The following is an 18,919-nucleotide window of genomic DNA, read 5'->3' as shown; positions in this document are numbered from 1 at the left end:
GCGGGATCAGGCTGATTATGAACCTACTTCCCGCAATGCCGCAGCGAACAGCGCAAGAGCCCAGTCGATTTCCCGCTCGCCCCGCGACATGTGCCACCTGGAGCCTAAGCGGTGTGCAACACCAGAGTCTCGATTGCTACCGCTGCGCCGCTAACCACAACGGTGATGGCAATCGTCACGGCGTCGGCGAATTTGGGTCGTGCGGGGTTCGCGGCGAGCTGACCGGTGCCGCCGCGGGCGGTGATCGCATCCCCCATTTCGTCTGCGCGTCGCAGCGTCACGGTAATGGCAGCAGCGAGCAGGTCGATCACCTCGGTGGCCCGCCGCTGCCGCCGAGCCTTGCGGCCGCGGGGACTCGGTTTGGGCCGCAGCCGACGAGCCGCGTAGAGCACCTGAAATTCGTCGATCAACATCGGGAAGGCGCGAAGCGCGAGCGCCAAGGCGACGGCCCATTCGTCGACCGGGATGCGTAAGACTCGCAGCGGCCGGCCCAAAGTGGCCAACGCAGGCCCTATCTCAGCGACATTGGTGGTCCAGGAGACCATCGCCCCCAGCGCGAGGAGCACGATGGACAGCGCGGTGATCCGCAGGAAGTGCAACGCTCCGCCCAGTTGGAGCTCTACTGCGCCGATCGAGATCGACGGAGCGCCGCCGGCCAGCGCGGCCGTTACACCGCCAAAGGCGAGAACGATCCACAGCCAGCGGGGTACTGACGGCACCGCACCCCGTGGAATGTGCGCAATCCGCGCCGCGGCTAGCACCAGGGCCGCCATCAGCCCGATGGTCACCCAACCCGGATAGAACGTCAGCAGCACCGAAATACCAAATACCACGAAAAGTTTCGTGCCGGCCCACAACTCGTGGATGGCCGAACTTCCCGGCACGGGAACCAGCAGCACGACCGGCCGGGAGGGGCGCTTAGCCCCCCGGCCTGCCGGTGTCGCGGTGGAAGTCATCACATGCTCCCTCGAGCCACCGTGGTCGACACCGGCTCCATTGCACCGCCGCACAAATGCAGGGTGCTTGGGCACAGCTCTTCCATCCCAACGAAATCATGAGAGATGACCGCCACTGTCAGCCCATGTTCTCGGCGCAAATCTTCCAGCAGTCGCAGCAGCCCGCGCTGGCTGGCCGCATCCAGACCTGCCAGCGGCTCGTCGAGGATCAACGCACGCGGCGAGCAGGCGAGTAAGCCGGCCAGCACCACACGTCGCATCTGGCCACCGCTGAGCTGATCAATGCTGCGCTTGCCGAGCGCGGGATCCAAGCCGACCACGCTCAGCGCTGCTGCCACCCGATCTGCATCGCTGGGCGAAAACCCGGCCGCAGAGGCAACTTCCAGATCGACGCGGCTGCGCATCAGCTGCAGCCGGGCCGCCTGGAATGACAACGCCACCGCACCAACCTGTTCATGGGTGGGTCGACCATCAAGCAGGCACACCCCCGTGGTGGGAACCGTCAGCCCAGCCATGATCCACGCCAGCGTCGACTTGCCCGAGCCATTGCCGCCGTGGATGAGAATGCCGTCGCCCTGCTCCACCACCAGGTTGATGTCTCGCAACGCGGTTTTGGCCCACGGAGTGCCTACGCCGTATTCGTGTCCGACTCCGATGAGTTCCAGCGCGGGCCGGTGGCCGGTGTGGCCCACCGCAACGGCCGGCGCCGGAGCCTCGGCCGTCTCGACCATGTCGGCGTTGTCGGGGGAATCGCTGAGATTGATCGCGCGGTCCGCGGACTCGGCCTCGTTGTTGTAATGGGTGATGTGCACCAGCGCGGTCCGATGGCGTTGTGTCAGACCCGACAATACGCGCAGTAGGGTGTCGCGGCCCTGCTGGTCGACCATCGTGGTGACCTCGTCGGCGATCAGTAGCGCCGGCTCCCTGGCCAACGCCGCCGCCAGCGCTAGGCGCTGCAGTTCACCGCCGGACAAGCTCCCGGTATCGCGTTCAGCAAGTCCCTCCAAGCCGACCTCGCTGAGCAGTCGAGGAACATCGATGCTGGCGCCCGGAGGCAGACCCCATACCACGTCATCGGCAACTCTGCTGCCCAAGACTTGGCTTTCCGGGTGCTGCAAGACCACCGCCGTGCCGCCCAGCTTGCCCAGACCGACCGCACCTGGACGCCGCACCGTTCCTGACGTCGGCTCCCGGCCCGCCAGGACCAGCATCAATGTCGTCTTGCCCGAGCCGTTGGCGCCAGTAATCGCCACGTGTTCGCCGACCTCGATGTCCAAGCTGACCTCGCGTAACGCGTCTTGGCCGGCACCCGGATAGCGGAAACGCACCTTGTCGAAACGCACCGGGACCGGACCGATGGGACCCGCTTCATCGTCAATCGGACCAACCGGCGCATCCAGCTTGTGGACGTCGGGAATACCGCGCATCCGCTCCAACAGCCGAGACAACGCCCACCACCCAATCAGCGACACAACCAGGATTCCGACAGTGAAATACCCGAGCAGCACCCACGGCCAGTAGTGCAACCCTTCGGCGAAAATCCGTTTGAGACCCGCCCCAGCGCCTTCCAGATGGATCCGGGCCAGGAAGGAAGCCAGTCCGGCCACGTTTGCCGTCATCACGTCGAAAATCAGGTGCCGCAGTCGAGTGAGCACGGCCAACATGGCGACCATAGCCCCACCGAAAACCAACCCGGCGATCAGCGACGACACGATCACCGTCGGCGTGCCGCGGCCCTTACGTTTGACGACCCCGGTTAGCCCACCGATGTAGGCGCTGTGCGCGACACCCATGAAGCCGCCCATTCCGGCAATCAGAAAGGCGATCACTCCCGCGGCGACTGTCGCGGTCAGCAGCACGCGCATCCGGTAGCGGTAGGCCAGCAGTCCGGTGGGCACCGTACCCAGCAGCGCCAGTCCCGCGGCGAACGGAACGACCACTGAGACGATTGCGGTCACCGCACACAATGCAGCCATCACCGATGCCTGCGCCAATTCAACCGGTTGCAGCGGCCCACCTCGATGTCGCGAAGTCGCAGGGCCCGGCACGGTCACTTCACCGATTCTGCCAGGTCCAGATACCTAGGGCGGCGCAGCACACCATGCGAAGCTGGTTCGCCCTGACGCTGCGCACGATTGGTCTGGCATAGCAAACCCATGCAAGATGGGCACATGACTTCATCCACAGCCGCCGACCGCGCCGAAGTCGCTGACGGCCTCGGCGCGGAGTTACTGAGCGTGGTTGCACGGCTCAACCGGCTGGCGACCCAGCGCATCCAAATGCCGCTGCCATCGGCCCAGGCCCGGCTGCTGGCAACAATCGAAGCCCAAGGCGAAGCCCGCATCGGCGACCTGGCTGCCGTCGACCATTGCTCTCAACCAACGATGACCACGCAAGTGCGACGACTCGAAGAGGCCGGACTGGTGACCCGGACCGTCGATCCAGGCGACGCCCGCGCGGTACGCATTCGCATCACGCCTGCGGGCATCCGCACGCTGACGGCGGTGCGAGCCGACCGTGCCGCCGCGATCGAACCGCAACTGGCCCGACTCGATCCGACGGACCGCCAAGTGCTGACGGATGCGGTCGAGGTGTTGCGCCGACTTCTCGACAATGCGGCAGCCACGCCGGGCCGCAACACATTGTGACCTGTGCGGTGCATCCTGGATAAATAGACCCGCCCCGGCGGGTACGTAGTAAGTCGGTCGATGTAACAGCTGTACGAGGTGACGGAAGGTGGCGACCGCATCTTGATCCCGAACGCATCCCCGCTGGCCGTTTGGGTCGGATCGATGCGGTATGTCTTTGCGCCTGGCCGCGACGTGCTGGTGGGACGCAGCAATCAGTTCGATATCCACTTGAGCCACCCGGGCCCGGCGGACCAGCCGACCCCGGATGTGGTGCTGCGGTCCATGGGTACGCACTGGGTCGCCATCGACGGAAGCGGAAACGGCATCTTTGTTGGCGGTGCTCGGTTGTCGGCAATCGACATTCTCGACGGCCAGACGATAGCGATTGGTGATCCCCAGCACGGTCCCCGGCTCACCTTCCAGATCGCCGCTGCCAGCGGGCGCCCGGATCCGCCTCGCGGCCAGAAGTGCCCGTCCGCGACCGGCCATCGACCCAACCCCACGCCCCCGACCGAACAAGTCACGCAGCGGGTGCCGGCAGAGCCAGCCAGCCGTCGAATCTCCGCCCCCGCGCACTCACACCTGGCTTCCGGCCGGACCACCACGCCCATCCGGCTGACGCCATCGGACCGGCCACCGGCGCCTGGATCCGCGCAGGCGGCAGTGACACCTAAGCAGCCGACCGCCGAACGGCTGCCGTCAACCAACCGACTCCCACTAAAACCCGGTGCGCGCACGATCGGAGTCGCGGCCTTTCGACTGGGCTTCGCCGCCGCTGGGCACGATCTGCTTTCCGAAATCTCGTTCTCGGCACGCCCGGGTTCGTTGATCGCAATCATCGGGCCGTCTCGACCCCGCAACGCCGCATTGATCGGGCTGCTAGCCGGCACCCGCCCACTCAGTTCCGGCGTGCTGACCGTGGATGGCCACGACGTGGACGCTGAGCCGGAATTGATGCGATCGCGCATCGGTGTAGTTCCGCGCGACAACCGAGTACACCGCTTGCTTACCGTCGAACAGGCTTTGGGTTACGCCGCCGAAATGCGGTTGCCGCCCGATACCTCGCCCGAGAATCGCCACCGGGTGGTCAACCAGGTTCTCGACGAACTCGAATTGACGCCGCATCGTAGGACCCGGGTAGCCAATCTGGCGCCCGAGCTGCGCCGATGCCTGTCAGTGGCGATCGAACTCATCACCAGACCGTCGTTGCTGGTGGTCGACGAACCGGCCGCCGGGCCGAATCCGGCTCAGCAGAGCCACGTTATGGCGATGCTGCGCCGACAGGCAGACCTCGGATGCGTCGTGGTAGCGACGATGTCACTTGCGCATGTGCACCTGTGCGACCAGGTGCTGCTACTCACCCCGGCCGGCACCTTGGCCTTCGCCGGACCGCCTGCGCAGATCGAATCGGTGCTAGGCACCAGTGATTGGTCCGAGGCTTCGGCACGGGTCAGCGCCAATCCCGGCGGTGCCCATCAAGCGTTTCTGAACCGGCAGCCGGCATCTGTTTCGGTACCGCCAGCGATGACAGCGTCGGAGCGGCCGCCCGCTGTGCTCGCTTTCGGGCGGCAGGTCGCGTTGGTGGCTCGCCGTCAGGTCCGCCTCCTGGCCGCCAACCGCGCGTACTTGGCGTTTCTAAGCCTGCTGCCGTTCGCATTGGGCGCCCTCACCCTGCTGATTCCCGGGGATTCCGGACTGGACCGGCCCGACCGGTCGGCCGGTAACCCTCACGAAGCCATCGCAATCCTCGCTGCGCTCAACGTTGCCGCGGTGCTGATGGGCACCGTGCTGACGGCTGGTGACCTGGTCAGCGAGCGCCGGATTTTCCGGCGAGAGCAGTCCGTCGGACTGTCTGCGTCGGCCTACCTGATCGCCAAGATTATGGTGTTCGGATTGGTTGCAGCCATCCAGGCCGCCATTCTCACCGCCATCGTGGTCACCACCAAAGGCCGGCCCGCCCACGGCGCAGTGCTGCTCCACAGTCCCACCGCGGAGCTGTATGTGGGTGTGGCAGCCACGGCCATCGTCTCGGCGATCATCGGGCTGGCGCTGTCCACGCTCGGCAGGCATCGACGAGAGGTCCTGCCGCTGGTGGTGCCGGTGATCCTGGCATCGGCCCTGTTCGCCGGCGGCCTCGTAACACTGGCAGGCACGTGGGGTTTCGACCAGATCTCCTGGTTTGTTCCGGGCCAGTGGGGGTTTGCGGCAACGGCTTCCACCGTCGAACTGCGCAGGGTTGACGCCCTCGCCGCCCATAACGCGGTGTGGGCACACTACCCGGGTTGGTGGCTATTCGACATGGCCATTCTTATCGTCTTGGGCGCGCTGTGGGCGGCATTCGCCCGGTACCGACTGCGCGCGCCCACCACATCGCCGTCGGCAGCACGCGAATAACCAGACCCAGCGCTGACCACGGTTGGGCGTCGCGTACGCGTCACAGCACCGCCGCGATCAGCAACCCCACCAGATAGGTGGCAGCGACAGCGACCGCGCCGAAGATCAACTGCCGAGACGCTGCCCACCACGCTGGCTTGCTGGTGAACCGAGCAGTCAGCCCGCCGGCGACCAGCAGGCCGGCCCCACCTGACGCCAGACCGGCCAGCAACGATCCAAAGCCGAGCAGGTAAGGGATCAAGGGGATCAGCGCGCCAATAGCGAACATCACGAATGACGATCCGGCTGCCACCCGCGCCGACGGTTTGGCGGCCGGATCCACACCGATTTCGCGCACTAGATGGAAGTTGACCGCGCGGTTCTCATCCTGGTGGATTTCGTCGGTGGCAACCTGCGCGGTCTTCTCACTCATGCCGAGCTCGCGCAGCATTGTCACCAATTCGGCCCGCTCGGCGTGCGGACGGGTACGCAGGGCACGTCGTTCGAGATGCACTTCGGAGTCGATCTGCTCGTTGGCTGTGGTCACCGACGAGTACTCACCCAACGCCATAGAGAACGCACCGGCCAGTAGCCCGGCGATACCGCTGACGATGGTGGCGTGGACACTTTCGGCGGCAGCCACCCCGGCGATCAGCCCGGTATTGCTGACCAGGCCGTCCATGGCGCCGAAGGCAGCTGCGCGCAACCAGCCGCCGCTGACGTCGGAATGGAAGTGCCCCACGTCGGGGGCCGGTTCGGTAAATGGACCCACGTTGTCGTGTTCGATCCCAGGTTCACGCTTGGACATTGCGCTATCTAAACCCACCCCGGTACCGGCAACGTAGGCGCGGACGACAACGTGAGCTGGAGGCCGGGGCTGCCGGGCTCAAGGCGGCCGACACCTGGCACGCCAGCCGGGCCATCCAGGAAGCGCGTGAGGCCTGCGGCGGAGCCGGCTATATGGCCGAGACCAGGCTGATCGAACTTCGCGCCGACACCGACGTGTTCACCACGTTCGAGGGCGACAACCACGTGCTGACCCAACTGGTAGCCAAGGAGCTGTTGACCGCCTACGCCGACGACATACGCGGCATGAGCCCGGTCGAATGGGTGCGCTTCGCCGCCAACGCCGTCGGTGAGCGCGTGATGAAACGCACTGCTGCCGAGACGATCTTGCAGACGATCGTGGATACCCGGGTGGACAATGAGGAAGGCGGCAGCCTGTTCAACAGGACTATTGCTGTCCTCGGTCGCGCGCCGCCTGCAGGCGAGGTCCAACGAGATGTCAGCATTCGACGCGTTCAATGCGGTGCAGGACCACGTCCTGCACGCGGCGCAGGCGCACATCGATCGGGTGGTGCTCGAAGCCTTCGTCGCCGGGATCGAGTCCTGCCCGGACCGTGCGGCCCGCGAGCTGCTCGAGGCCGTGTGCGACCGGTATGCGTTGTCGGTGATCGAGGAAGACAAAGCCTGCTACGTCGCGCACCGGTTCCTGTCTACCGAACGGGTCCAAGGCAGTGACCCGGGCCATTATTGACCGATGCCGGGTGCTGCGGCCGCACGCCAAGACGTTAGTGGACGGCTTCGGAATCCCCGAGCCCCTGCGCTACGCACAGATGCTGCACCCAGAGAATCTGCCCGACTAAGTTCAGTGGCCGACAATCTCTGCGGCGGCCCGTGTCGGCGGCACGGCCGCGATGTGCCCGACCGAGCGGCGCAGGTACACCTTCCATGTCAAAGCCGCCGCAGCAGCGTAGAACAGCATGAAGATCCAGAACGCGTCAGTCGCCGTGCCGGTGGCCACATAGGACTCGCGCAGCGCCAGGTTGATGCCGACCCCCCCGAACGCCCCTATGGACGCTACCAACCCGATAGCAACCCCGGAGATCGCCCGCGACCAGTCACGGCGCTCCGCATCGTTGAGGTCCAACGAGCGACTCGCCGACTCGAAGATCGTCGGGATCATCTTGTAAACGGATCCGTTGCCCAGCCCGGACAGGATGAACAGCGCGATGAAGCAGACGAAATAGCCCGACATAGTGGTACCTGTCATCGGACCGCTGTGTCGTTGTTCCAGCATGCCCGCGCTGATCAGCACCCCGGCAACCACAGTCATAGCGACGAAGACCATCAGGGTGAGACGGCTCCCGCCGATACGGTCAGCCAGCCGGCCACCATATACCCGGGCCAGCGCGGCCAGTAAGGGTCCAACAAAAGCGAGCTCGGCAGCATGCACAGCGGCGCGCGCCGTGCTTTGTCCGGTGGCGACGAAGTCGGTCTGCAGCACTTGCCCAAAGGCAAACGAAAAGCCGATGAACGAGCCGAAAGTACCGAGGTAGAGCAGCGATAGCATCCAGGTGTCGCCAAGGGACAAGACCGAGCGGACGATCGGGCTGAGTCGACTCGCCCCCACCCGATGCTGCTCGACGTTGTTCATGGACAGCGTTACGCCGATTACGGAGCCCGTGAGCAGCACCGCATAGAATCCGCAAACCAGACACGGCTTGCCCCCACCCCACACGGCAATGACCAGTAGTGCTACCAACTGGATCATCGGCACCCCGAGATTGCCTACACCGCCGGCGATCCCAAGCGCCGAACCCTTGAGCCGATGCGGGTAGAAGGCATTGGCGTTACTCATTGAAGCAGCGAAATTTCCGCCGCCCAAACCAGTTAACGCCGCACACACCAGATACGGCCATAACGGCAGCCCCGGATGAGCCAGTAGGACCATGGCGCCGATGGTGGGTACCAGCAACACGGCGGCGGAGAAGATCGCCCAGTTGCGACCGCCGAAAATGATCGTGGCCAACGAATAGGGCATCCGCAGGCAAGCCCCGACCATGGTGGCAACCATGTCCAGCAAAAACTTGTCGCCCGCGGAAAAGCCGTAAGCATGCTGCGGCATGAACAAAACCAGCACCGGCCACAGCGTCCACACCGAGTAACCCAGGTGCACAGTCACTATCGACCAGATCAGATTTCGTCGGGCGATGATCTTGTTGCCGGCTTCCCATGCCGCCACATCCTCGGCGTCCCAATGCGATATATGACGTGAGCCACCCCGGCGCCGGACACACGCGCCGGTATCAAGGTGCGATGCAGCTCCTAAGCGGCCGGCCCTGCTCAGCGACTCCTCGCGTTGCAGCAGCATCTGCTGTTCCATCACACTCCTTAGACCCGGACTCCTGCGAAGCCACAATTGAAACCTCAGAGTGCCAAACTTCCACCCGGGCGGCACGCGGTGAGCAGCCTGAAAACGCTGAGTAACTGCTGTAAAAGTGCTTAAAAGTGCTTTAGCCGGGCGGTAGCGTCGGGTCGCGCCGCAACCGATGCCAAAGGTTAATGGAAACGATTGTGCGCCAACGCTACCGATAGCGCTACTGGCGTGGTATGGGGCCGAGCGCTATGAGCCTGCCGTCGGGCCCGATTTGGAATCCCACCGTGCCGCTACCGGTAGGGCAGCACTCGGGATCACTCCCAACCCGCCACCGGTACTGCACTGTGACGGTGTCATCGCCTGGCGGCAGCACCGTGATATAGGGCCTCGGATTCGGGGTTGGCGAGCCAAGCGCAGTGTTTCGGTCAAAGAACAACAGCTGCTGAGGAGTCGACTCGGAGGCAATGGTGGGGATGATTTGCACCCAGTGCAAGCGGCACTTCCTGGTGTGTCCCCGACCAATTTCGACCCAGGCCGAACCCGGCACCGCTATCGGAACGGTGGCAATTGCCTGCTGTACAGTATCGGCCGTCGGCCCGTCACCCTGCTTGCAGCTCTCCGGTGGCTGAGCTGCAAGTGGTGGCCGAGGCGGCGCCTTCCAGCCGCAACCGTCCAGTCCTGATCCCAAGGCCAGCACCGCCATCATCAGAATCACATTTGTCCGATGAGGCACGTCGCGAGCTTAGCGAGGTCTGTGAACCGCCCGGTAACCCGCTGTGCACAAAGTAACGCTCGCGGCCCATGCCCGGAGCTGAGCGAGAACTGTGAATGTTCCTCCGATTTGATCGAAGCCGCAGGCATCCGGGCTAATTGTGGCCAGTTCGCAGGTAGTCTAGGCCTCGACTGGGATGCCCAGGACTAGCTCGTTGGCCTGCCCTACGTTTTCGGGGCGTTTCCGGCAACGCACTGCCGCGCTGACCTGCCGCGAGGAAACCGTAAAGCGGCCGAAACCTCGAACATCCCGTCCCGAAACATCCTTCTCGCAGGATTGAATGCGTACCCCTTTGCACGGTGGGTGCGGAAAGGACGTAGGCGTGGCTAGGGAGCGCATGGCGTCCGACAAGGACACTGTGGACACTATGTGCGCCTATTGCGGCGTGGGCTGCGGCCTTGTGCTGCACCTCACAACGCAGCCACATACGGGAAAGCGTCACATTGCCAAGTCAATTGGACGAAAGTCGCATCCGGCCAACTTTGGGCGGTTGTGCACCAAAGGCACCACCACCGCCGACTTGCTGACCGCGCCAGGCCGCATGGAGTCGGCGTACTTGCGGGCCACCCGAGGCCAGCCCCTGGAGCCCATCCACATCGACACTGCCATCACCCAGTGCGCCAAGCGGTTACGGGCCATCATTGACGAGCACGGCCCCGATGCTGTCGCCGTGTATGTGTCAGGGCAAATGTCCATCGAAGCCCAGTACCTGGCCAACAAACTAACCAAAGGGTTTATCGGCACCAACCAGATCGAGTCGAACTCCCGGCTGTGCATGGCCGGTGCCAGTTCGGGCTACAAGCTGTCGTTGGGAGCGGACGGACCTCCTGGTTCCTATGAAGACTTCGACCATGCCGACGTCTTCTTCGTCATCGGCTCCAACATGGCTGACTGCCACCCGATCCTGTTCCTACGCATGATGGAACGCGTCAAAGCCGGAGCCAAGTTGATCGTCGTCGACCCACGCCGCACCGCGACCGCGGACAAGGCTGACCTCTTCCTGCAGATCGCGCCCGGCACCGACTTGGCGCTGCTCAACGGTTTGCTGAACCTGATCATCCAGAACGGGCACACCGATCCGCGTTTCATCGCCGAATTCACCGAGGGTTGGGAGGTGATGCCGAGCTTCCTCGCGCAGTTCCCGCCGGACAAGGTCGGCGAAATCACCTGCCTGCCTGTCGAAGACATTCGCACTGCGGCACGCTGGATCGGCGCAGCCGGCAATTGGCTGAGCTGCTGGACGATGGGACTCAACCAGAGCACCCACGGTACTTGGAACACCAATGCGCTGTGCAACCTGCACCTGGCCACCGGAGCGATCTGCAAACCTGGCAGCGGGCCGTTCTCGCTGACCGGGCAGCCCAACGCCATGGGCGGACGCGAAATGGGTTACATGGGGCCGGGACTGCCGGGCCAGCGATCGGTGCTGTCGGCTGAGGACCGCGAGTTTGTGGAAGAACAGTGGGGTATTCCGCGCGGGTCGCTGCGTAGCGAAGTCAGCGCCGGGGTGGTCGACATGTTCTCCCGCATGGCTGACGGCGACATCAAGGCGTGTTGGATCATCTGCACCAATCCCGTTGCCACGGTAGCCAACCGAAAAACTGTGCTGGCTGGCCTGGAGCAGGCCCAATTGGTGATCAGCCAAGACGCGTACCTGGAAACCGAGACCAACGAATACGCGACAATGCTGTTGCCCGGCGCTCTATGGACGGAATCCGAGGGGGTGATGGTCAACTCCGAGCGCAACTTGACCTTGTTCCAACAGGCCGTCGAGCCGGTCGGGCAGGCCCTGCCAGACTGGCGGATCATCGCCCGGATCGCTTGCGAGATGGGCTTTTCGGAGTACTTCAGCTATGAGTCGGCCGCCGACGTTTTCGAGGAGATCAAACGATTCTCCAACCCGGCAACCGGATACGACCTGCGCGGTGTCAGCTACGACAGACTACGCACGACACCGTTGCAGTGGCCGTGCCCGCCCGATGGCGCCAGCAGCCGCAGCCCGGTCCGTTACCGCAACGACGGTGTCAGCCAGACACAATTGGTTCGCGACGACGGCACCGTGCCGCGGTTGGCGTTCCCGACCGCGACTGGCCGTGCGGTGTTCTTCGCCCGCCCCCATCTGCTGCCTGACGAGATGCCGGACGCCGACTATCCGTTCGTGCTCAACACCGGACGCTTGCCGCACCACTGGCACACGCTGACCAAGACCGGCAAGATCGCCACACTCAACAAACTCAACCCGGGTCCGTTCGTCGAGATCCACCCCGATGACGCCACCGAGCTGCAGATCTGTGACGGTGACCCCGTCGAGATCGCTTCTCGCCGTGGCCGGGCGGTGCTGCCCGCGGTAGTCACCGACCGGGTGCGGCCCGGCAACTGCTTTGCGCCCTTCCACTGGAACGACGCGTTCGGCGAATACCTGTCCATCAACGCGGTCACCAACGACGCCGTCGACCCGATATCGCGACAACCGGAATACAAGGCGTGCGCGGTCACCTTGACCAAGGTCGCCCAGCCGGTGTCGCGGAAAAATTCGACACCTCAAGCCAAACCACGGACCGATACACCGCACAGCGGTGTAGGTCAGATCGACGCTCTAGCCGAATTCCTCGGAGTGGCAAACGAACCCACGCCGCAGTTCGGTCCGATCGGCCGCTCGTACCTGGCGGGCTTGATGGCCGGGCTGCGTTCGGAAACCGGTCAACTTATGCCTGGGGTGCCCACGGTACCCGTCAGCGCTCCGTTCGATACCCCTACCCGGCTGTGGTTGGACGGCTTACTCGCCGGGATGTTCGCGCGCACCCAGACACCCCAAGCGAAGTCGGTACCCGAAACCGCCGAACGAGCACCGATCGTGGTGCTATGGGCTTCGCAAACCGGGACTGCCGAAGAGCTCGCCGTCGACGTCGCCACCCAACTCCGCGCCGCCCAACAGCCGGTCGCGTTGCACAGCATGGACGAGTTCGCAGTGGCCAAGCTGCCGAAAGCTCACCAGCTGCTACTCATCACCAGCACCACCGGGGACGGCGAGCCACCAGACAACGGCGCCGCTTTCTGGCAAGCGCTGTCGGCAGACACCGCTCCGCGACTAGCGGATATCCGCTACGCCGTTCTGGCGCTCGGCGACTCCAACTACCATAATTTCTGCGGTCATGGGCGCGCTGTGGACCAGCGCCTGGCCGAACTGGGAGCCACCCGCATCATCGACCGCGTTGATTGCGAACCCGATTACGAAGCCGCCGCCGCCAGCTGGCTTGACCAGATTCTGCACAAGTTGTGCGGCACATCGTTGCCCACGCGGACGCCACGGACACACACCAAGCAGAACCCACTGGTCACCAACGTGGTCCGCAACACCACGCTGAGCAAGCCGAGATCAGCAAAAGACGTGCGGCATCTGGTGTTTAGCCTGCCCGAGCAGACCGTCAGCTATGCGGCCGGCGACGCTCTGGGGGTGTGGCCGCGCAACTGCAAACAGCTAGTCGACGAATGGCTCACCGCGACCAGGCTCGACCCGCGCACCGAAGTGGAGATCGCCAACCGCGGATCGATGTCGCTGCGCGCGGCGCTGACCGAGCACCTCGAGATCGCCCACATCAGCCCGGACCTGCTGCGGTTCGTTCAGCAGCGCAGCGAAAACCGTGACTGCGCCAACCAACTCGCCGACTTGATGAGGCCGGAAAACAAAGCGGTGCTGGCTAATTGGTCATGGGGTAGACAGTCGGTCGATGTGCTCGCTGCGGCACCGGTCACCGCATCGATCGACGACTGGCTGAAAGTGCTGAAACCGCTTCAGCCGCGCCTATATTCGATCTCGTCGAGCCCTAAAGAGCACCCTGACGAGGTGCATCTGACCGTGTCGCCGGTGCGCTACAACTTCCAGGGCGTGCCACGTCGCGGCGTGTGCTCGACCTATCTCGCCGACCGCTGTCCCAGCGATGAGATCGCGGTTTACCTGAAGAAGTCAAGCAATTTCCGGCCTCCGGCCGATCCGCACACGGCGATGATCATGATCGGTCCCGGAACGGGCATCGCGCCCTTCCGGGCCTTTCTGCAAGAACGGCGGGCACTCAGCCACACCGGACCCAACTGGCTGTTCTTCGGTGAACAGCACGCGGCCACCGACTTCTACTACCGCGACGAGATCCAGGCGATGCATACCGACGGGTTCCTCACCGAACTCGACCTGGCATTCTCCCGAGACCAGCGGCATAAGGTCTACGTGCAGCACCTGATGCGCAAGCGCGGGGCGCAGCTGTGGCAGTGGTTGCAGGATGGGGCACAACTGTACGTGTGCGGCAACGCCGACCCCATGGCCAAAGAGGTGGACCACACGCTATGCAACATTGCAGCCGAACACGGACACCTCGATGTAGAAGCGGCCGCCGCCTACGTGCGGTCGCTCGCCGCCGACAAGCGCTACCACCGCGACGTCTACTGAGACCTGGAACGCACACCGTGGGAAAGCCGGTAATGGAGCGGAAACACAGCACATCCGCGGCCGAAACATCGTCGGCGCACCATTCACCCAAGAGACTGCACGCTCGAGGGAGGGATGTCGGCCGTGACCGCTATATGTCCCTTGCAGTGCCGGCTTCGGCGTGGCGCGGCGCCGCCTGACCAGGTCGATTGGGCGGGGTTGCCGGTCAACCTCGACCTTGCGTTCTCCCGGGAGCAGCGCGACAAGGTCTACTCGCAGCACCTGATACGCAAGCGTGCGACCCAGTTGCGGCGGTGGAACTGCGGCCTTGCCCAAGTGTGCGTCTGCCAAATCGAACCCGTTGACCCCGACGCCAATGCGTCTGAGTCCACGCGCTAATTCGCGTTCACCTCGGTCCGCGCTACCGTGACTTGACACGCCAACTCCCGGACGGAGGTCGTGATGGGTGACGCCTGCGTACCAAGGTTCCCCGCCGCGCTGTCCACCCCGAGCCTCAACCGCGGGGTCGGGTTTACCCACGAGCAGCGGCGACGGCTGGGGCTCACCGGCCGGCTGCCGTCGGCGGTGCTCACCCTCGAACAACAAGCCGACCGGGTCTGGCATCAGTTGCAGAGCCTGGCGACCGATCTGGGCCGCAATCTGCTGCTGGAGCAGCTGCACTACCGCCACGAACTGCTCTACTACAAGGTGTTGATCGACCATTTGCCCGAGCTGATGCCGGTGGTGTACACGCCCACGGTCGGTGAAGCGATTCAACGGTTCTCGGATGAATACCGTGGGCAACGCGGATTGTTTCTCAGCATCGACGAGCCCAACGAGATCGGGGCAGCCTTCGAAACGTTGGGACTCGAGCCCGACGACGTCGACCTGATCGTATGCACCGACGCCGAGGCGATCTTGGGTATTGGTGACTGGGGCGTGGGCGGCATCCAGATCGCGGTAGGCAAATTGGCGCTGTACACCGCCGGCGGCGGCATCGACCCGCGGCGCAGCCTCGCGGTGTCACTTGATGTCGGCACCGACAACGAACAGCTGCTGCAGGACCCGTTCTACTTGGGCAATCGCCACGCCCGACGCCGCGGCGCCGAGTACCACGACTTCGTCCGGCGCTACATCGAGACCGCCCACCGGATGTTTCCGCACGCGCTGCTGCACTTCGAGGACTTCGGGCCGGAGAACGCCCGCATGATTCTGCAGACGTACAGTGCGGATTACTGCGTGTTCAACGACGACGTACAGGGAACCGGCGCGGTGGTTGTCGCAGCGATTGACGGCGGGTGTCGCGTCACCGGTATCCCGGTGCGCGACCAGGTGGTGATTGCTTTCGGGGCTGGAACCGCCGGCATGGGTGTCGCCGATCAGATCCGGGATGCCATGGTCGCCGACGGCGCCAGCCGTGAGCAGGCGACATCGCAGATCTGGCCCATCGACAAACAGGGGCTGCTCTTCGACGACATGGAGGGGCTGCGGGATTTTCAGCTGCCGTATGCGAAGAACCGTCAGCGGCTAGGTGTCAAGTCCGGGGCGCGGGTCGGACTGGTCGAGGCGATCAGGATGGCGTCTCCCACCATCGTGCTCGGCGCCTCGACCGTCTCCGGCGCGTTCACCCAAGAAGTGGTCCAAGCGATGACGGCGTGCTGCGAACGTCCGATGATCTTCCCGCTGTCTAACCCGACCTCGCGCATGGAAGCGATGCCGGCCGACGTGCTGGCGTGGTCGAGCCGTAAAGCACTGGTCGCCACCGGCAGCCCGGTCCCGCCGGTCGAATACGACGGAAACACCTACACCATCGGCCAGGCTAACAATGTGCTGGTGTTTCCCGGCATCGGACTGGGCGTCATCGTGTCCGGGGCCCGGCTGCTGACCCAGGGCATGCTGCGCGCAGCGGCCAAAGCACTTGCGTGTAAGGCTAATCCGACCCAGACCGGAGATTCGCTGCTGCCCGATGTGCAGGACCTGCGTGGTATCTCGACGACGGTGGCCGAGGCCGTTTATCAGGCCGCCGTAGCAGACGGGGTGGCTACGAAGACCCACGAGGACGTCCAGCAGGCCATCCTCGACACCATGTGGCTGCCGGTGTACGACTAAGGGAGCGCCGGGGGCGCGGACCAATATCGCGGTCAAGCCGAACAGGGGATATGCGCTAATGCCCTATAGTGGACCCATGCAACAGGCTGTAAAGCTGTGCTTCGTCCTTACCCGCTGCCGCGGCGTGGACTGTTGTTGTTGCTGTTGATTCCTGGCGCCTTCTGACCGTCCGGTAATCGCCGTCCTCAGTCGCCTCTCGGCACCGTGACGTGCACTACCAAAGTCTTCAGGAAGACAAACCGCCCTATGAGTGTCTTGCCCACGTCCACTAATGCCCCGCCACCGGAGGCGATCCGTCGGCGCAGCTGGGCGGCAGACAACTACCCACTAGCCACTGGGTACACCGCCGACATCGTTGGAGATTGCCAATGACCATCGCCGAGAACATCACACAACTGATCGGGGGCACCCCCCTGGTCCGGCTGCGACGGGTCACCGATGGTGCAGGGGCCGAGCTGGTCGCCAAGCTGGAATCCTTCAACCCGGCGGGCAGCGTGAAGGACCGCATCGGGGTAGCCATGATCGACGCGGCCGAGAAGGCGGGCCTGATCAAGCCGGACACGATAATCCTCGAGCCCACGAGCGGGAACACCGGAATCGCGTTGGCGATGGTCGCCGCCGCGCGTGGCTACAAGTGTGTGCTGACCATGCCAGAAACCATGAGCATGGAGCGGCGAATGCTGCTGCGCGCTTACGGTGCTGAGCTGGTGCTCACTCCCGGCGCCGAAGGCATGGCGGGCGCTATCGCCAAAGCCGAAGAATTGGCAAAAACCGATGAGCGGTATTTCATACCTCAGCAATTCGAGAATCCGGCCAATCCTGCGATCCACGCCGTGACAACCGCTGAGGAGGTATGGAAGGACACCGACGGCAAGATCGATTTCTTCGTCTCCGGCGTCGGCACCGGCGGCACCATCACCGGGGTTGCCCAAGTCATCAAGGAACGCAAGCCGTCGGCGCAGTTCATCGCCGTGGAACCCGCCGCGTCGCCGGTGCTGTCCGGCGGCCAGAAGGGACCGCACCCCATTCAGGGGATCGGCGCCGGTTTCGTCCCGCCGGTGCTGGATCTGGGCTTGGTCGACGAGATCATTACCGTTGGCAACGAAGAATCGTTCACCATGGCCCGGCGGCTCGCCCGGGAAGAGGGATTATTGGTGGGTATTTCCTCGGGAGCCGCGGTGGTGGCCGCGCTGCAGGTGGCTACGCGGCCAGAGAACACCGGAAGGCTGGGGGTGGTGGTGCTGCCCTCCTTTGGCGAGCGATACTTGAGCACGCCGCTGTTTGCCGATCTAGCCGATTAGTCATGCTGGCCGAGATACGACGCGACATCCAGGCCGCCCGGCACCGCGACCCGGCCCGCCCCACCGTCCTGGAAGTCATCTTCAGCTACCCGGGCGTCCACGCCGTGTGGGGTCACCGAATCAGCCACTGGTTATGGCTACGTAATGCACGGCTGGTCGCCCGAGCGTTAGCCGAGCTCACCCGCATACTCACCGGTGTCGACATCCATCCCGGGGCCGTAATCGGCTCCGGTCTGTTCATCGATCACGCAACCGGGGTGGTAATCGGTGAAACCGCTGAGGTGGGCGACGACGTCACGCTGTACCACGGCGTCACCCTCGGCGGCACCGGTACAGACATTGGCAAACGCCACCCCACCATCGGTGACCGGGTGACGATCGGCGCCGGCGCCAAGATCCTCGGCCCGATCAAGATCGGCGCCGACAGCCGGGTAGGCGCCAACTCCGTCGTGGTCAAGGAGGTTCCGTCTGGTGCTGTGGTCGTCGGGGTGCCCGGGCAAGTCATCAGCCGCAACGGTTCGTCCAAGGACGACGACTCGCTGCTGCCCGATCTGGTGGGCGTCAGCCTCCAATCGCTGCTCACCCGAGTGGCCAGGCTGGAGGCCAAATCCGACGACCGTCCACCGATGGAACGCGTCATCCGGCCGCCGGAGGCCGGTGTATGGCATGGCGAAGACTTCTCCATCTGAGCAAGACGGCGCGGAACGCCCGGTGCACTGGTGAGCTCGGTAGTACTCGCCGCGACTGCGGTCATCGGCGCGATCACAGGTACGTCGGTGATCGGCGTGGCGATCAATCGCCGATCGGGTGTATTGCGCGTGCCCAAGTCGACAACCAGCACAGTAGTCTTGCAAGACACATCGGAGCTTGCCTTATCCAAGACCGGGCCCACCGTCGTGCACTTCAGCGCCGCATGGTGCGGTCCGTGCGCCACCGTGCGCCGCGTCGTCGATCAGGTGTGCGCCGACCTGTCCGATGTGGCACACGTCGAGATCGACATCGATGCCAGTCCGGTTGCTGCTAAACGGATGTCGGTGCTCTCGCTGCCCACCACGCTCATCTTCGACGCGGACGGGCGGCAACGGTATCGCACCGCGGGTGTGCCCCAAGCGGCCGATCTGCGCGCGGCGTTGGCCCCTCTGCTCGCCCATCTACCATAACCGGCTCCCTGGATCGCTTGGTGTTCGCCACCGTGGGG

The 18,919-nt window shown here is 64.3% G+C and carries 13 protein-coding genes and 1 pseudogene; 9 read left to right on the top strand and 5 right to left on the bottom strand.

Annotated elements, in window-relative coordinates; genetic code table 11:
- Positions 1-104: 104 nt before the first annotated feature.
- Positions 105-956: an energy-coupling factor transporter transmembrane component T family protein gene (locus tag F0Q45_RS02790; RefSeq protein ID WP_149652450.1), complete on the bottom strand. Its 852-nt coding sequence runs from the start codon at positions 954-956 to the stop codon at positions 105-107.
- The gene (locus F0Q45_RS02785) at positions 956-3,010 is read right to left on the bottom strand and encodes an ATP-binding cassette domain-containing protein (RefSeq protein ID WP_373424907.1); all 2,055 of its coding nucleotides are present in this window, start codon (positions 3,008-3,010) and stop codon (positions 956-958) included. Before F0Q45_RS02785 ends, F0Q45_RS02790 begins: the two co-directional genes overlap by 1 nt.
- A gap of 117 nt (positions 3,011-3,127) precedes the next feature.
- Here F0Q45_RS02785 and F0Q45_RS02780 point away from each other — a divergent pair, with 117 nt between their 5' ends.
- Both F0Q45_RS02780 and F0Q45_RS02775 read left to right on the top strand, forming a co-directional pair.
- Positions 3,128-3,604: a MarR family winged helix-turn-helix transcriptional regulator gene (locus F0Q45_RS02780; RefSeq protein ID WP_149652448.1), complete on the top strand. Its 477-nt coding sequence runs from the start codon at positions 3,128-3,130 to the stop codon at positions 3,602-3,604.
- 144 nt (positions 3,605-3,748) lie between these two features.
- Complete coding sequence (locus F0Q45_RS02775; protein ID WP_149652482.1) at positions 3,749-5,980, top strand: ABC transporter permease; 2,232 nt, start codon at positions 3,749-3,751, stop codon at positions 5,978-5,980.
- 40 nt (positions 5,981-6,020) lie between these two features.
- On the opposite strand, the gene F0Q45_RS02770 is transcribed toward F0Q45_RS02775, so the two are convergent.
- Positions 6,021-6,767, bottom strand: coding sequence for a VIT1/CCC1 transporter family protein (locus F0Q45_RS02770; RefSeq protein ID WP_149652447.1), 747 nt, complete (start codon positions 6,765-6,767; stop codon positions 6,021-6,023).
- Between the two features lie 47 nt (positions 6,768-6,814).
- Here F0Q45_RS02770 and F0Q45_RS02765 point away from each other — a divergent pair.
- Positions 6,815-7,605, top strand: a pseudogene (locus F0Q45_RS02765) (acyl-CoA dehydrogenase family protein); the annotation flags it as partial.
- A 2-nt stretch (positions 7,606-7,607) separates the two neighbouring features.
- Here F0Q45_RS02765 and F0Q45_RS02760 read toward each other — a convergent pair.
- A complete protein-coding gene (locus F0Q45_RS02760; protein WP_149652446.1) occupies positions 7,608-9,125 on the bottom strand; it encodes a nitrate/nitrite transporter in 1,518 nt (505 codons plus the stop codon).
- 214 nt (positions 9,126-9,339) lie between these two features.
- Entirely contained in the window at positions 9,340-9,825 is a 486-nt protein-coding gene (locus F0Q45_RS02755) for an LppP/LprE family lipoprotein (RefSeq protein WP_149652481.1), read from the bottom strand.
- 403 nt (positions 9,826-10,228) lie between these two features.
- Here F0Q45_RS02755 and F0Q45_RS02750 point away from each other — a divergent pair, with 403 nt between their 5' ends.
- The 6 genes from F0Q45_RS02750 to F0Q45_RS02725 all read left to right on the top strand — a co-directional run bounded on the left by F0Q45_RS02750 (position 10,229) and on the right by F0Q45_RS02725 (position 18,881).
- Positions 10,229-14,332, top strand: a complete 4,104-nt coding sequence (locus F0Q45_RS02750) for a bifunctional nitrate reductase/sulfite reductase flavoprotein subunit alpha (RefSeq protein WP_149652480.1) — start codon at positions 10,229-10,231, stop codon at positions 14,330-14,332.
- A 123-nt stretch (positions 14,333-14,455) separates the two neighbouring features.
- Positions 14,456-14,710 carry a hypothetical protein gene (locus F0Q45_RS02745; RefSeq protein ID WP_262490839.1) on the top strand — a complete coding sequence of 85 codons (255 nt, stop codon included), beginning with the start codon at positions 14,456-14,458 and terminating at the stop codon, positions 14,708-14,710.
- A gap of 63 nt (positions 14,711-14,773) precedes the next feature.
- A complete protein-coding gene (locus tag F0Q45_RS02740; protein ID WP_149652445.1) occupies positions 14,774-16,420 on the top strand; it encodes an NAD-dependent malic enzyme in 1,647 nt (548 codons plus the stop codon).
- Positions 16,421-16,788: 368 nt separating this feature from the next.
- Positions 16,789-17,721, top strand: coding sequence for a cysteine synthase A (cysK, locus tag F0Q45_RS02735; RefSeq protein WP_149652444.1), 933 nt, complete (start codon positions 16,789-16,791; stop codon positions 17,719-17,721).
- Between the two features lie 2 nt (positions 17,722-17,723).
- On the top strand, positions 17,724-18,410 hold the full coding sequence (gene cysE, locus F0Q45_RS02730) for a serine O-acetyltransferase (protein ID WP_149652443.1): 687 nt from the start codon (positions 17,724-17,726) through the stop codon (positions 18,408-18,410).
- A gap of 30 nt (positions 18,411-18,440) precedes the next feature.
- Complete coding sequence (locus F0Q45_RS02725; RefSeq protein ID WP_149652442.1) at positions 18,441-18,881, top strand: thioredoxin family protein; 441 nt, start codon at positions 18,441-18,443, stop codon at positions 18,879-18,881.
- The last annotated feature ends 38 nt before the right edge of the window (positions 18,882-18,919 follow it).

Origin of the sequence: Mycobacterium simiae (assembly GCF_008370645.1) — a bacterium.
GTDB lineage: Bacteria > Actinomycetota > Actinomycetes > Mycobacteriales > Mycobacteriaceae > Mycobacterium > Mycobacterium simiae_A.
Note: the sequence above shows the minus strand (reverse complement) of the source record. Positions and strands in the feature narration are given on the sequence as shown.

Coding starts and splice junctions, on each gene's coding strand:
- F0Q45_RS02790 (WP_149652450.1), bottom strand. CDS start 956: ATGACTTCCACCGCGACACCGGCAGGCCGGGGGGCTAAGCGCCCCTCC.
- F0Q45_RS02780 (WP_149652448.1), top strand. CDS start 3,128: ATGACTTCATCCACAGCCGCCGACCGCGCCGAAGTCGCTGACGGCCTC.
- F0Q45_RS02775 (WP_149652482.1), top strand. CDS start 3,749: ATGCGGTATGTCTTTGCGCCTGGCCGCGACGTGCTGGTGGGACGCAGC.
- F0Q45_RS02770 (WP_149652447.1), bottom strand. CDS start 6,767: ATGTCCAAGCGTGAACCTGGGATCGAACACGACAACGTGGGTCCATTT.
- F0Q45_RS02760 (WP_149652446.1), bottom strand. CDS start 9,125: ATGGAACAGCAGATGCTGCTGCAACGCGAGGAGTCGCTGAGCAGGGCC.
- F0Q45_RS02755 (WP_149652481.1), bottom strand. CDS start 9,825: ATGATGGCGGTGCTGGCCTTGGGATCAGGACTGGACGGTTGCGGCTGG.
- F0Q45_RS02750 (WP_149652480.1), top strand. CDS start 10,229: ATGGCGTCCGACAAGGACACTGTGGACACTATGTGCGCCTATTGCGGC.
- F0Q45_RS02740 (WP_149652445.1), top strand. CDS start 14,774: ATGGGTGACGCCTGCGTACCAAGGTTCCCCGCCGCGCTGTCCACCCCG.
- cysK (WP_149652444.1), top strand. CDS start 16,789: ATGACCATCGCCGAGAACATCACACAACTGATCGGGGGCACCCCCCTG.
- cysE (WP_149652443.1), top strand. CDS start 17,724: ATGCTGGCCGAGATACGACGCGACATCCAGGCCGCCCGGCACCGCGAC.